The organism is Pseudomonas sp. ZS1P83, from assembly GCF_054897825.1.
The window spans coordinates 2,061,290-2,073,083 of record NZ_CM142706.1; the positions used below are offsets into that span (position 1 = coordinate 2,061,290).

The following is an 11,794-nucleotide window of genomic DNA, read 5'->3' on the forward strand; positions in this document are numbered from 1 at the left end:
AGGGACGGTAATACCGTTTTTGTATCAGCAATGACTGATACAAGGCCAGTCGAGTTTTCAGCTCGTGTGCCACTCTTGGCTTAAAGTCGAGTACGAGGAAATATTGCTATGTGTTATTTCAACGGCACCAAAACTGAGTGATTCCATTAGGAGGCAGCGATGTTCAAAGGCATTTTGATCGACAAAGACGACAGCGGGTACCGGGCCACACTGCAAGAGATCAATGACGATCAACTGCCCGAGGGCGATGTGACGGTGCGTGTGGCGTACAGCACGCTGAATTTCAAGGATGGCCTGGCGATCACCGGCAGCAGCCCGGTGGTACGAAAATTCCCGATGGTGCCGGGGATCGATCTGGCAGGCACTGTCGAAGTCAGTGGGCATCCGGACTACAAGGTTGGTGATCAGGTCGTACTCAATGGCTGGGGTGTTGGCGAAGGACATTGGGGCGGACTGGCACAGAAGGCTCGCTTGAATGGTGACTGGTTGATTCCGCTACCCAAGGCATTCACCGCGGCGCAAGCGATGGCCATCGGCACGGCGGGTTACACGGCGATGCTGAGCATCCTGGCGCTGGAACATAATGGCGTGACGCCCGATCAGGGCGAAGTATTGGTCACCGGCGCCAATGGCGGTGTAGGCAGTTTTGCCATTGCACTGCTGAGCAAGCTCGGCTATCGGGTGGTCGCGTCCACCGGCCGAACCTCTGAGCACGACTACCTCAAGCAACTAGGCGCCAGCGACATCATCGACCGCGCCACGTTGTCCGAGCCGGGTAAACCCTTGGCCAAGGAGCGTTGGGCGGCGGTCATCGACGCGGTCGGCAGTCACACTCTGGCCAACGCCTGTGCCAGCACGAAGGCCAACGGCACTGTCGCCGCGTGTGGCCTGGCGCAAGGCATGGACTTCCCGGCTTCAGTCGCACCGTTCATTTTGCGCGGCGTGACCCTGGCCGGGATCAACAGCGTGACCCAGCCGAAAGCCAAGCGAGTGCTGGCCTGGAATCGTCTGGCCAAGGATCTCGACTTCGCTTTGCTGCCGCTGATTAGCCACGAAATCGGTTTGAGTGAAGCGATCGACGCCGCACCGCGGTTGCTCGCGGGGCAATTGCGCGGGCGGGTTGTGGTGGATGTGAATCGCTGATTTTACTGGGCTTCACGTTCCAGCAATTGCCGTTTGCGTTCCACACCCCAGCGATAGCCCGACAGGTTGCCGTCGCTGCGCACCACGCGGTGGCACGGAATCGCCACCGCCAGTGTATTCGCGCCGCAGGCTTGAGCCACGGCGCGCATCGCTTTTGGCGCGCCGATTCGCTGGGCGATATCGGCGTAACTCGCGGTGCAGCCAGCAGGAATCTCCCGCAAGGCTTGCCAAACCCGCTCTTGAAAAGCGGTGCCGCGAACATCTAGCGGCAAATTCAGGCCCAGGGCCGGCGCTTCGATAAAACCAACCACCTTGGCGATCAGTTGCTCGAACGCGGGGTCGGCGCCAATCAGATTCGCACGCCGAAATTTGTCCTGCAGATCGCAGACCAGTTGATGCGGATCATCTCCCAGCAGGATCGCGCAAACTCCCCGTTCACTCTGCGCCACCAGAATCGCCCCCAGGGAACACTGGCCGACGGCGAAACGAATGTCGTTGTTCTGGCCTTCTGAGCGGTAATCACCAGGTTTCATGCCTAATAGTTGATCGGCTGCTTCATAAAAACGACTGTTGGAGTTGAAGCCAGCGTCATACAGCGCGTCGGTCACTGAGCCTCCATCCGCGAGGCGCTCTCGGACCCTGCGTGAACGATGGGCCGTGGCGTAACCCTTGGGCGTCAGACCGGTGACCGCTTTGAACACCCGATGGAAGTGAAAGCTGCTGAGGCCCGCAGCAAAGGCCAGCTCACTCAGTACAGGCAGATTTTCCGCGGTTTCAATCTGGCGGCAAGCGGCGGCCACGGTCGCGGCATGTTGCGCGGCGACGTCGCTTTGATCCTTCGCGGCTCGTTTGCTGGGGCGGTAACCCGCCGCCTGCGCCTGCTCGGCGGTGTCGAAGAATTCGACGTTCTGCGGTTTCGGCAAACGCGCCAGGCTGCTGGGGCGGCAGTAAATACCGGTCGTTTTCACCGCGTACACAAACTGTCCGTCTGCCCGGGGATCACGCGCAACGACGGCGGCCCAGCGAGGATCATTCTCGGTGGCGATCTTTGTCGAATGGTTTGTCATGGCTTCATGTCCTGACCTGTTTCATTCAGATTAACCAGCCGAGGGGGTCGCTGCACCCCGGGTCTTGCGGTCGAATTCGAAGGCTTCATCCAGCGGTACGAAAGGTGAAGTTGATCCGTTGTTCGCCCAGTCGCGGGTGTTGGCCGTCTTTGATCGCCAAGACTCCGTGATACCGCAAGCGATCCACACCGCCCCAGACCACGATGTCACCATGCAACAGTGGTACTCGCTGGCTTTTATCGCTGCGCTCGAAACCGCCGAATAAGAACATCGCCGGCAGTCCCAGCGACACTGAAACAATGGGCGCAGCGTAGGAAACTTCGTCTTTGTCCTGGTGCAACGACATCTTGGCTCCGGGAACATAACGGTTGATCAGGCAGGAATCAGGCGCGAAATCCGCAAACCCCGCTTCCCGCGCCGCCGCTTGTGCCAGTTCGAAAAACACGTCGGGCATTTTCGGCCAGGGTTGACCGGTCTGCGGATCATTGCGGGTATAGCGATAACCGCTGCGGTCGGTGGTCCAGCCCAGCGCGCCGCAACTGCTCAAGGCTACCGACATGGTAGAGCCCCCGGGCGTGATCATCTGTCGAAACGGTGCAGCCGCCAAAACCGCGTTCAGTGCGGGCAGCAACTGATCCAGCCAGGGCAGGGCAAAGCCTCTGAGGACGCAGGATTGTTCGCCGATCCGATCGAGCCTGGGTTGCTGCTCGGGTTCAGCGTCGGCAAACAAGTCGAAGGTGGTCGGGTTCATGGGCTCATAAAGCATCGTGAAAGATGATTCCAAGGGTATGCCGTTTTCCGCTGTGCAGGCGACTCACGCCGTGGCGCAGGGTGACCCGGTAATAACCACGAACGCCTTTGACCGGTCGTTGATTGACGGCAAAGATCAGCCCGTCGCCTTTCTTAAGGCCAATGACCTGAGGGCGTGATTGCATCCGCGGGCGCTGCTCGGTCAGCACGAACTCGCCGCCGGTGAAGTCGTCATCCGGCTCTGACAGCAGAATCGCCACTTGCAGTGGGAAAACGTGTTCGCCGTACAGATCCTGATGAAGGCAGTTGTAGTCCTGCGGGCCATATTGCAGCAACAACGGCGTCGGGCGTTCCTGACCGGCGGCATGGCAGCGTTCGAGGAACGCTTCGTGCGTTTCAGGGAAGCGGGTCGGCAGGCCCATGTGCCCGTACCAGCGATTGGCTATCGGCACCAGTCGAGGGTAGAGCGACCTGCGCAAATGGCCGACGACATCTGGCAACGGGTACCTGAAGTATTTGTACTCGCCACGGCCAAAGCCGTGACGAGCCATGACCACCTGCGAGCGAAACGGTTCGGGGCGGGCGTACAGCGCGCTGATTTCATCGCACGTCTGGTGGCTTAAAAGCGACCTGATGATCGCGCAGCCATCCTGATCGAGTTGCAGTTCCAGTGTGGCCCAGTCCAGTCCATCGAGAAATGGCTCGCTCATCGCTGTGTCTCACGCTCCAGCAGTTGCCGTTTGCGCTCCAGCCCCCAGCGGTAGCCGCCGAGGCTTCCATCCTGACGCCGCACTCGATGGCACGGCACGATCACCGCCAGCGGGTTCGCTCCACAGGCATTGGCCACCGCCCGAAAAGCCATGGGTTGACCCAATTGTCGCGCGATGTCCTGGTAACTGGCGGTTTCACCCACCGGTATTTGTCGCAGGGCATCCCAGACTCGCCGTTGAAACACGCTGCCGGTCAGATCCAGTGGAAGATCAAGGGCGCTACGCGGGTCTTCGAGGTGGCGCAGGGTTTGCTCCAGCACAGGCATCAAGCCCTCATCGCGCTGCGGTGTTTGTTTGCCGGGGAAGCGCCGCGCAAGATCGTGTTCCAGCGTTGCCAGGTGATCACCGAGCAACAGCGCGCACAGACCCTCGGCGCTGAACGCCAGCAGCAAGATGCCAAGGCCGGAAGTGCCGCTGATAAATCGAATCGAGGAAGTAGACATGTTCTGACTCCTTAACCAAAGGTTGAGGTGGCCAGTCTAGGGAGCGGTGAGTGGGTGATCACTCCGGCGCTTGCGGTCGAATTTCAGATGGGGGAGCAGACGTCCTTGTTGTCGCTCCGGATCCCGTTACAGCGCTTTGCTGACGCTGATTTCGCTGATGACGTCTTCGCTTTGGCCATGAATGGCGTCCAGCGCGGCCCTGGCTTCTTCTTCGGTGCCTTTTTCAAGCTGGGCAAATTCGAAGCGACGCTCACCATTGAGTTTGTATTTGATGACGTACTTGGTCGTTTGGGCCACGGTCATACCTGCTTGTCTTCGTGTTTGGGTGTCACTCAGCTCAGTTTCGAGTTGGAGCGGCGGATGATCTTGATGGTGTGAGTCAGGGTCGGTGTGCGAGTCACGCTAATCGGCCGACGGTTGACCGTGTCGATGGTGATGTTCCAGAAACCGGTACTCGGTGCAGTAATCCGGGCCGGGAAGGTGTCGAATGCACCGCCATGGTAAGTGTGGCGGCCGCCATTCTTGAAGCTGCGGAAATTTGCGTCGTTCATCAAGCGGATGTTGCACGTTTGCGAGCATTGAATGACGACGATGTCGTCTTCGTTGAGGTGCTCGCGCTGGTGGATAAATTTCATGGGCGCCTCCAGAAGGGCTTTTTCTACAAAATCAAAACGATAGCATGGGCGATTGGCGCAGTTTATCAGCCCGAACGGGTTATTATCCGGTCGTCGAGGTCTGCTTTGACAATTAAAAACAGATATACGGAATTCTATGTGCGATAAACGCAGCAAGCCTCGGAGAAAAACAGCATTTGTACTGTCGGAGTGTCTTTATCGGAGGTTTTGTATGAAGTGGGGGGTACTGATCTTGCCTATGGCGATAGCGATGAGTGGTTGTGCGAGTGTCTCTGAAATCAATGAGACGCTGCCCACCATGAGCGTGATTTCAGGCAAGAAACCTCATGAGTACGCGCAATGCCTGACCGAGAAACTGGCCAGCAGTCGGGGCGCCCTGCAAGTCGAGCCGCAGAAGGACGGTGTGCGCGTCATCGTGCCGCAGAAATTCTCCTCGGGCCCGGCCGCGGTATTTGATATAGAAGACCGCTCCACTGGCAGCAGCATCAAGTTGCATGAGCGTATCTCCAATGTGCCGTTACGCCCAATGGATGTACGCAATGCCGCTACTGCGTGCATTTCTGGCTGATAGACTGTCGCCCGACAGCACTGATGCCGTTAAAGCAGCGCTTTGGCGGCATTGTCATTTCTGGAGTCGAGCATGAAGCGAGAGCAGGTACGGGAGTGCCATGCAGAGGGTCACATTTCTGCCACCCACGTGATTCAGAATCCGGCGAATTTGGGAGAATGGATCGTGTTTTTCAAGAAGAGCGCCGGGCGCAGTTATTTTCTGGTGGATGAAAACGATGAAGTCGAATCCTTCAGTCGTCTCGACGATCTGATCGAGACGGTGCGCGGCCTCGGGATCAAGTTCGCCGAAATTCACATGTAGGGCAGGGCGCCTTACTTGCAAACCACCACGACGCTGCGGTTCTTGTAGTTACCGACGTCGACGCCCAGTGTCTTGTCGCTTTCCATGGTCGAAGGTGTGCCGTCGGTGCCGACGATTCGATAGCCGGTGCCGGCGCAGGAGGCATCGGCTTTTTCGTAGCAGGTCGCCCAGGAGTTGGCTTCCCCGGAGCAGTCGATGGCCAGGGCTTGCTCGCCATTGTTCAGGTAAGTCATTTCGGAAGTGGCGCAGCCACTCAGGGCCAGTACCGCAATCAGTGGCAAAAATTTATTCATGTCGTTGTCGTCGTCAGGATGATGGGGCTGAGCCTGTGACAGCGCTCGCATCAAAAGGTTATAGCGAATGGCCACTTCGTTGCAGGTATTCACAAAAAAGCCCTGCGCGAGGCAGGGCTTGGTCAAGAATTGGGCTCGGATCAGGTCTTATCTTTGCCGCGTCGTTTGACGGTTGGGTGTTCAAGTTCCAATACGGATGCCACTTCAATCGCCAACGCTTCGGTAGGGAAAGGTCCGGCGATATTCTCGCCGCTGGCGCTGTCTACCCACCATTGCCCGTCTTTCGCCTGATTGATCAGGAACCCGTTGACACTTTTTGCTACCGACATCTATCTGCCTCGTTGGCTGGTTCAATTGCGCAATGATAGCGCCAAATGCACTCAACGGGTGCTGATGGTGTAGGGTGGTGCGATTTGCGGCCGTGCAGATCTGGCGGTCTGTGCTATCTATAAAGGCTGCGGAGCTATCTCGGGAACTATCCGCGAGAATATTTCTCTATGATGGCATTGGTTAGCCAGTGCGGGGCATTGTAAGGTGCTCGCCGCCTGATTAGACTGCGCCGAAACTCGTACACACAGCCCTTTCAAGGACTTATATGATCAAGAAATGCTTGTTCCCAGCAGCCGGTTACGGCACTCGCTTCCTGCCAGCGACTAAAGCCATGCCCAAAGAAATGCTGCCGGTGGTAAACAAGCCACTGATCCAGTACGGCGTCGAAGAAGCACTGGACGCTGGGTTGACCGAAATCTCCATCGTTACCGGTCGCGGCAAACGCGCGCTGGAAGACCACTTCGACATCAGCTACGAGCTGGAAAACCAGATCAAGGGCACTGACAAGGAAAAATACTTGGTCGGCATCCGTAAACTGTTGGACGAGTGCTCGTTCTCCTACACCCGTCAGACCGAAATGAAAGGCTTGGGCCACGCGATCCTGACTGGCCGCCCGCTGATCGGTGACGAACCGTTCGCGGTAGTGCTCGCGGACGACTTGTGCGTCAACCTCGAAGGCGACGGCGTCCTGACCCAGATGGTCAAGCTGTACGAGCAGTATCGCTGCACCATCGTTGCGATCCAGGAAGTGGATCCGCAGGAAACCAACAAGTACGGCGTGATCTCCGGTGAGCTGATCGCTGATGATTTGTACCGCGTTCGCAACATGGTCGAAAAACCAGCTCCGGAAGACGCTCCGTCGAACCTGGCGATCATCGGTCGTTACATCCTGACTCCGGACATTTTCGAGCTGATCAAGCAAACTGAGCCAGGCAAAGGCGGCGAGATCCAGATCACCGACGCCCTGATGAAGCAGGCGAAGAACGGTTGCGTGATTGCCTACAAATTCAAGGGCAAGCGTTTCGACTGCGGTGGCGCTGAAGGCTACATCGAGGCGACCAACTTCTGCTTCGAGAACTTCTACAAGACTGGCAAGGCTTACTGATAGCCTCTGACCCACTTGTATTGAAAAGCCACCTTCGGGTGGCTTTTTCATTTTCCGTCCCCATATCGTTTGCAGCGCTTGCCCAACGGATGTCTGCGGGTATGCTTGTGGACAGCCGAGGAGATTGAAAAAAATGGCCTACGATTTTGACCTTTATGTGATTGGCGCCGGTTCCGGCGGTGTGCGGGCTGCGCGTTTTGCTGCCGGTTTTGGCGCGAAAGTGGCTGTGGCCGAGAGCCGCTACCTGGGTGGCACTTGTGTGAATGTCGGCTGCGTACCCAAGAAGCTGTTGGTCTACGGCGCACACTTCGCCGAAGACTTCGAGCAGTCGCAAGGTTTTGGCTGGACGCCGGGCGAGGCGAAGTTCGATTGGGCGACGCTGATCGCCAACAAGGATCGCGAGATCAATCGCTTGAATGGCATCTATCGCAACCTGCTGGTTAACAGCGGCGTGACCTTGCATGAAGGCCACGCCAAAATCGTTGATCCGCACCAGGTCGAGATCAATGGCGAGCGCTACACCGCCCAAAACATCCTGATTGCAACCGGCGGCTGGCCGCAGATTCCGGAGATTCCGGGGCACGAGCACGCGATCAGTTCCAACCAGGCGTTCTTCCTCAAGGAACTGCCCAAGCGCGTTCTGGTGGTGGGCGGTGGTTACATCGCTGTCGAGTTCGCCGGAATATTCCACGGCTTGGGTGCCGAGACTACGTTGCTTTATCGCGGTGAGCTGTTTCTGCGTGGCTTCGACGGTGCTGTGCGCAAGCACCTGCAGGAAGAACTGACCAAGCGCGGCATGGACCTGCAGTTCAACGCCGACATCGAACGTATCGACAGGCAGTCCGACGGCAGCCTGAAGGTGACCCTCAAGGATGGCCGTGTGCTGGAGGCGGATTGTGTGTTCTACGCCACGGGTCGACGCCCGATGCTCGACAATCTCGGGCTGGAAAATACCGGCGTCAAACTCGACAAGAAAGGTTTCGTCGAGGTAGACGAGCAGTATCAGACCGCCGAACCGTCGATCCTGGCGCTGGGCGATGTGATCGGTCGGGTTCAGCTGACGCCAGTCGCTCTGGCCGAAGGCATGGCCGTGGCGCGACGGTTGTTCAAGCCTGAGCAATATCGCCCAGTGGATTACAAGATGATTCCGACCGCGGTGTTCAGCTTGCCGAACATCGGCACGGTCGGCTTGACCGAGGAAGAGGCCCGGGAGGCCGGGCACGATGTGGTGATCTTCGAGAGCCGCTTCCGTCCGATGAAGCTGACCCTTACAGAATGCCAGGAGCGCACCCTGATGAAACTGGTGGTGGATGCCAAGACCGACAAGGTTCTGGGCTGCCACATGGTCGGTCCGGATGCTGGGGAAATTGTTCAAGGCCTGGCAATTGCTTTGAAGGCTGGCGCCACCAAGCGCGATTTCGACGAAACCATCGGCGTGCACCCAACTGCCGCCGAAGAATTCGTCACCCTGCGCACGCCGGTCGCGGGTTAATCGTCCTTTTGGGGCTCTGATGCTTCTGGCGCTGTCGCAATGATGGCCGCCAGGCGCACGCTCTCATCCAGTCTCGCCTGAGTCTTGAGCAGCTCACTTTCCAACCCTTTGTTTATCTGCGACTGCTCGTCGACGCTCTGCTTCAGCGACTGGCTTTCCAGCAGGGCCGCGCGCAAGCGTTCCTGGAGAAGAGTGCGTTCGCTGTCAATACGGTTGACCTGTTCCAGCAACTGATCCTGTCGAGCATTGGTTTGTTTGAGTTGATCCTGCAGCAGACTCAGCTCTCTCAAGGTGCCACGGTTCTCCGTCAACAAGCGCTCGTTGTCGCGGTGCAGTTGCGTGATCTCATCCTGGCGCACCAATGCGCTCTGCTGGGCCTGGCGCAATTCCATCTGAATCTGCTGCACTTGGCTTTCGTGGCGGCGCTGCTCCTGCTCGCGCTGTTCTTTGACTGCGTTGCGGTAGTGTTCCAGTGCGTCGCGAGCATGCAGGTGTTTCTCTTCAAGGGAGCGGATCTGCTCATCCTTATCTTTCAAGCGTAATTCGAAATCGGCCAACGCCTGGCTCAGTCCGGCATTGCGGGTTTGCTCGGTCTGCAGCATGGAACGGGTTTCTTGCAGTGCCTCGGATTCCTGAGTCAGTGCCAGGCTTTGAATTTCGTATTGCTGATGCAATTCGGCATTGGCTTGTTGAGTTTCCGTCAGCCGTATTTCCAACTCTTTCCGCTGCTGATCGAACTGCGCGCGTGCCTCGTCGATGGGTTCTTGCGCCTGCTCCTTTAGGCGTTGCGCCAGACGTGAGACCAGGCCTGCCAGTTCATCATCAATGGGCTCAGAAGGCGTTTCGGCGCGCTCGATGCCGTCATTCAACACCTTCAAATAGCGGTGGATAGTGGTTTTTGAGCCGGTATTGCCCATCTCGATCCGTACCGCGTCGATGCTGGGGTTTTCGCCTCGGGCGAGGATTGCCAAACGTGCCGCTTGCACAACTGCTTTACTAACGCCGCCACGAGCCATGTCTTCTCCTACGATTTCGTACTGTGGTACATGCCACCTAAGTACGCAATGTACCACGCCACATAAAAACTTTAAATACGACAAGTATTCATGCGGGATATACTGGTATTACCCCGTGTGATAAGTGTTGTAGCGCGTTTTCACCCGCCAGAGCGGTACGTTTTAGAGAGTTGAGCGAGATTGAGCCGATGAGTGAGCTGGATCGTTACCTGCAGGCCGCCACGCGCGACAACACCCGTCGCAGCTATCGTGCGGCTATCGAGCATTATGAAGTCAGTTGGGGCGGCTTCCTGCCGGCGACCAGCGACAGCGTGGCGCGCTACCTCGTGGCTCACGCGGGCGTGCTGTCGATCAATACCTTGAAGTTGCGCTTGTCAGCACTGGCGCAATGGCACAACAGCCAGGGTTTTCCCGACCCGACCAAGGCGCCGGTGGTGCGCCAAGTCTTCAAGGGCATTCGCGCGCTACACCCGGCTCAGGAGAAACAGGCCCAGCCATTGCAGCTTCAGCATCTCGAGCAGGTGGTTGCCTGGCTGGAGCGGGAGGCTACAGAAGCAAAGGTTCAAAATGATCAACCTGCACTCTTGCGGGCCAGGCGAGACACGGCGCTGATCCTGTTGGGCTTCTGGCGCGGCTTTCGTAGCGATGAGTTGTGCCGGGTACAGGTCGAGCACGTTCAAGCCGCTGTCGGCTCAGGCATCACGCTCTATTTGCCGCGAACCAAAAGCGACCGCGAAAACCTCGGCAAAACGTACCAGACACCAGCGTTGCAGCGCTTGTGCCCGGTGCAGGCGTACATCGACTGGATCACTGAATCAGCGTTGGTCCGTGGACCGGTATTCCGGGGCATCGACCGTTGGGGCAACTTGAGCGAGGAGGGGCTGCACGCCAACAGCGTGATCCCGTTACTGCGCCAGGCGCTGGAGCGAGCCGGCATTGCGGCCGAGCACTACACCAGTCACTCCTTGCGGCGCGGTTTTGCCACCTGGGCCCATCAGAGCGGGTGGGACTTGAAGTCGTTGATGAGTTACGTGGGCTGGAAGGATATGAAGTCCGCCATGCGCTATGTTGAAGCCAGCCCGTTTCTCGGGATGACACCGCTCGCGGAAAAAACCATTGGCGCTGCTAAGTAAGTTTTCTTCTATTAATACGTTCGGCTAATAGCGAAAACCAATGAGCAGCATGAGCTTTGCCAATGAGCCATCCGTCCATCGAGTGGGTAGGATTCACGCCATCAACTTCTCAACCAAACTTTTCAACCCTGACGGAGAGTCATCGATGCCTATCATCAACAGCCAAGTTAAACCGTTCAAAGCTACCGCCTACAAAAATGGCGACTTCGTACAAGTGTCGGACGCTGACCTGAAAGGTAAGTGGTCTGTCGTGTTCTTCTACCCAGCCGACTTCACCTTCGTTTGCCCGACCGAACTGGAAGACCTGGCTGACAACTACGCTGCGTTCCAGAAACTGGGCATAGAGATCTACAGCGTTTCCACTGACACTCACTTTGCTCACGCTGCCTGGCACAACACTTCGCCAGCCATCGGCAAAATCGAATACACCATGATCGGCGACCCAACCCACGCCATCTCTCGCAACTTCGACGTGCTGATCGAAGAGGTTGGCCTGGCTGACCGTGGCACCTTCGTCATCAACCCAGAAGGCCAGATCAAAATCGTCGAGCTGAACGACGGCGGTGTGGGTCGTGACGCTTCCGAGCTGCTGCGCAAAATCAAGGCTGCTCAGTACGTCGCTGCTCACCCAGGCCAGGTTTGCCCAGCCAAGTGGAAAGAAGGCGAGGCCACTCTGGCTCCGTCCCTGGACCTGGTCGGCAAAATCTAAGTCTGTGAAAAAAGCATCACCAGGGCGGGTTTCCGCA

General features: G+C 57.6%; 16 protein-coding genes. 7 read left to right on the forward strand and 9 right to left on the reverse strand.

Annotated features, from left to right (window positions below):
- Nucleotides 1-159 precede the first annotated feature (159 nt).
- On the forward strand, nt 160-1,143 hold the full coding sequence (gene acuI / locus ACYZT0_RS10095; protein ID WP_462045697.1) for an acrylyl-CoA reductase (NADPH): 984 nt from the start codon (nt 160-162) through the stop codon (nt 1,141-1,143).
- 2 nt (nt 1,144-1,145) lie between these two features.
- Here acuI and ada read toward each other — a convergent pair whose 3' ends face one another.
- From ada to ACYZT0_RS10125, 6 genes are all read right to left on the reverse strand, one after another.
- A complete protein-coding gene (gene ada, locus ACYZT0_RS10100; protein WP_462045698.1) occupies nt 1,146-2,210 on the reverse strand; it encodes a bifunctional DNA-binding transcriptional regulator/O6-methylguanine-DNA methyltransferase Ada in 1,065 nt (354 codons plus the stop codon).
- Between the two features lie 85 nt (nt 2,211-2,295).
- Nucleotides 2,296-2,976 carry a DNA oxidative demethylase AlkB gene (gene alkB, locus ACYZT0_RS10105; protein ID WP_462045699.1) on the reverse strand — a complete coding sequence of 227 codons (681 nt, stop codon included), beginning with the start codon at nt 2,974-2,976 and terminating at the stop codon, nt 2,296-2,298.
- Nucleotides 2,966-3,670: a 2OG-Fe(II) oxygenase gene (locus ACYZT0_RS10110; protein ID WP_462045700.1), complete on the reverse strand. Its 705-nt coding sequence runs from the start codon at nt 3,668-3,670 to the stop codon at nt 2,966-2,968. The genes alkB and ACYZT0_RS10110 overlap by 11 nt, the downstream gene beginning before the upstream one ends.
- Complete coding sequence (locus ACYZT0_RS10115; protein ID WP_462045701.1) at nt 3,667-4,173, reverse strand: methylated-DNA--[protein]-cysteine S-methyltransferase; 507 nt, start codon at nt 4,171-4,173, stop codon at nt 3,667-3,669. Before ACYZT0_RS10115 ends, ACYZT0_RS10110 begins: the two co-directional genes overlap by 4 nt.
- Nucleotides 4,174-4,299: 126 nt before the next feature.
- Nucleotides 4,300-4,476, reverse strand: a complete 177-nt coding sequence (locus ACYZT0_RS10120) for a hypothetical protein (RefSeq protein ID WP_462045702.1) — start codon at nt 4,474-4,476, stop codon at nt 4,300-4,302.
- 29 nt (nt 4,477-4,505) lie between these two features.
- Nucleotides 4,506-4,808: a DUF1883 domain-containing protein gene (locus ACYZT0_RS10125; protein ID WP_462045703.1), complete on the reverse strand. Its 303-nt coding sequence runs from the start codon at nt 4,806-4,808 to the stop codon at nt 4,506-4,508.
- Between the two features lie 211 nt (nt 4,809-5,019).
- Here ACYZT0_RS10125 and ACYZT0_RS10130 point away from each other — a divergent pair, with 211 nt between their 5' ends.
- Nucleotides 5,020-5,376, forward strand: coding sequence for a hypothetical protein (locus ACYZT0_RS10130; protein ID WP_462045704.1), 357 nt, complete (start codon nt 5,020-5,022; stop codon nt 5,374-5,376).
- Nucleotides 5,377-5,448: 72 nt separating this feature from the next.
- Entirely contained in the window at nt 5,449-5,679 is a 231-nt protein-coding gene (locus tag ACYZT0_RS10135; protein ID WP_462045705.1) for a hypothetical protein, read from the forward strand.
- Nucleotides 5,680-5,690: 11 nt separating this feature from the next.
- Here ACYZT0_RS10135 and ACYZT0_RS10140 read toward each other — a convergent pair whose 3' ends face one another.
- Together ACYZT0_RS10140 and ACYZT0_RS10145 are read right to left on the reverse strand one after the other, a co-directional pair.
- Entirely contained in the window at nt 5,691-5,972 is a 282-nt protein-coding gene (locus ACYZT0_RS10140) for a hypothetical protein (RefSeq protein ID WP_462045706.1), read from the reverse strand.
- Between the two features lie 140 nt (nt 5,973-6,112).
- The gene (locus ACYZT0_RS10145) at nt 6,113-6,301 is read right to left on the reverse strand and encodes a hypothetical protein (RefSeq protein ID WP_462045707.1); all 189 of its coding nucleotides are present in this window, start codon (nt 6,299-6,301) and stop codon (nt 6,113-6,115) included.
- A gap of 266 nt (nt 6,302-6,567) precedes the next feature.
- Here ACYZT0_RS10145 and galU point away from each other — a divergent pair, with 266 nt between their 5' ends.
- Together galU and gorA are read left to right on the forward strand one after the other, a co-directional pair.
- Nucleotides 6,568-7,407 (forward strand): UTP--glucose-1-phosphate uridylyltransferase GalU, encoded by an 840-nt coding sequence (gene galU / locus ACYZT0_RS10150; RefSeq protein WP_129444518.1) that lies wholly within the window; start codon nt 6,568-6,570, stop codon nt 7,405-7,407.
- 133 nt (nt 7,408-7,540) lie between these two features.
- The gene (gene gorA, locus ACYZT0_RS10155; protein WP_462045708.1) at nt 7,541-8,899 is read left to right on the forward strand and encodes a glutathione-disulfide reductase; all 1,359 of its coding nucleotides are present in this window, start codon (nt 7,541-7,543) and stop codon (nt 8,897-8,899) included.
- Here the strand turns inward: gorA and ACYZT0_RS10160 are convergent.
- Complete coding sequence (locus ACYZT0_RS10160; RefSeq protein WP_462045709.1) at nt 8,896-9,915, reverse strand: DNA-binding protein; 1,020 nt, start codon at nt 9,913-9,915, stop codon at nt 8,896-8,898. The two genes, gorA and ACYZT0_RS10160, sit on opposite strands and share 4 nt — an antisense overlap.
- A gap of 188 nt (nt 9,916-10,103) precedes the next feature.
- Between ACYZT0_RS10160 and ACYZT0_RS10165 the strand changes: the two genes are divergently transcribed.
- The gene (locus ACYZT0_RS10165) at nt 10,104-11,048 is read left to right on the forward strand and encodes a site-specific integrase (protein WP_462045710.1); all 945 of its coding nucleotides are present in this window, start codon (nt 10,104-10,106) and stop codon (nt 11,046-11,048) included.
- Nucleotides 11,049-11,193: 145 nt separating this feature from the next.
- Nucleotides 11,194-11,757, forward strand: a complete 564-nt coding sequence (ahpC, locus tag ACYZT0_RS10170) for an alkyl hydroperoxide reductase subunit C (RefSeq protein WP_462045711.1) — start codon at nt 11,194-11,196, stop codon at nt 11,755-11,757.
- Nucleotides 11,758-11,794 lie beyond the last annotated feature (37 nt).

What these genes read in the sequence shown, in the direction of transcription:
- ACYZT0_RS10140 (WP_462045706.1), bottom strand. Translation starts at nt 5,972, where the DNA reads ATGAATAAATTTTTGCCACTGATTGCGGTACTGGCCCTGAGTGGCTGC.
- ACYZT0_RS10125 (WP_462045703.1), bottom strand. Translation starts at nt 4,808, where the DNA reads ATGAAATTTATCCACCAGCGCGAGCACCTCAACGAAGACGACATCGTC.
- ACYZT0_RS10120 (WP_462045702.1), bottom strand. Translation starts at nt 4,476, where the DNA reads ATGACCGTGGCCCAAACGACCAAGTACGTCATCAAATACAAACTCAAT.
- ada (WP_462045698.1), bottom strand. Translation starts at nt 2,210, where the DNA reads ATGACAAACCATTCGACAAAGATCGCCACCGAGAATGATCCTCGCTGG.
- ahpC (WP_462045711.1), top strand. Translation starts at nt 11,194, where the DNA reads ATGCCTATCATCAACAGCCAAGTTAAACCGTTCAAAGCTACCGCCTAC.
- ACYZT0_RS10165 (WP_462045710.1), top strand. Translation starts at nt 10,104, where the DNA reads ATGAGTGAGCTGGATCGTTACCTGCAGGCCGCCACGCGCGACAACACC.
- ACYZT0_RS10115 (WP_462045701.1), bottom strand. Translation starts at nt 4,173, where the DNA reads ATGTCTACTTCCTCGATTCGATTTATCAGCGGCACTTCCGGCCTTGGC.
- ACYZT0_RS10145 (WP_462045707.1), bottom strand. Translation starts at nt 6,301, where the DNA reads ATGTCGGTAGCAAAAAGTGTCAACGGGTTCCTGATCAATCAGGCGAAA.
- ACYZT0_RS10135 (WP_462045705.1), top strand. Translation starts at nt 5,449, where the DNA reads ATGAAGCGAGAGCAGGTACGGGAGTGCCATGCAGAGGGTCACATTTCT.
- ACYZT0_RS10110 (WP_462045700.1), bottom strand. Translation starts at nt 3,670, where the DNA reads ATGAGCGAGCCATTTCTCGATGGACTGGACTGGGCCACACTGGAACTG.
- ACYZT0_RS10130 (WP_462045704.1), top strand. Translation starts at nt 5,020, where the DNA reads ATGAAGTGGGGGGTACTGATCTTGCCTATGGCGATAGCGATGAGTGGT.
- galU (WP_129444518.1), top strand. Translation starts at nt 6,568, where the DNA reads ATGATCAAGAAATGCTTGTTCCCAGCAGCCGGTTACGGCACTCGCTTC.
- acuI (WP_462045697.1), top strand. Translation starts at nt 160, where the DNA reads ATGTTCAAAGGCATTTTGATCGACAAAGACGACAGCGGGTACCGGGCC.
- alkB (WP_462045699.1), bottom strand. Translation starts at nt 2,976, where the DNA reads ATGCTTTATGAGCCCATGAACCCGACCACCTTCGACTTGTTTGCCGAC.
- gorA (WP_462045708.1), top strand. Translation starts at nt 7,541, where the DNA reads ATGGCCTACGATTTTGACCTTTATGTGATTGGCGCCGGTTCCGGCGGT.
- ACYZT0_RS10160 (WP_462045709.1), bottom strand. Translation starts at nt 9,915, where the DNA reads ATGGCTCGTGGCGGCGTTAGTAAAGCAGTTGTGCAAGCGGCACGTTTG.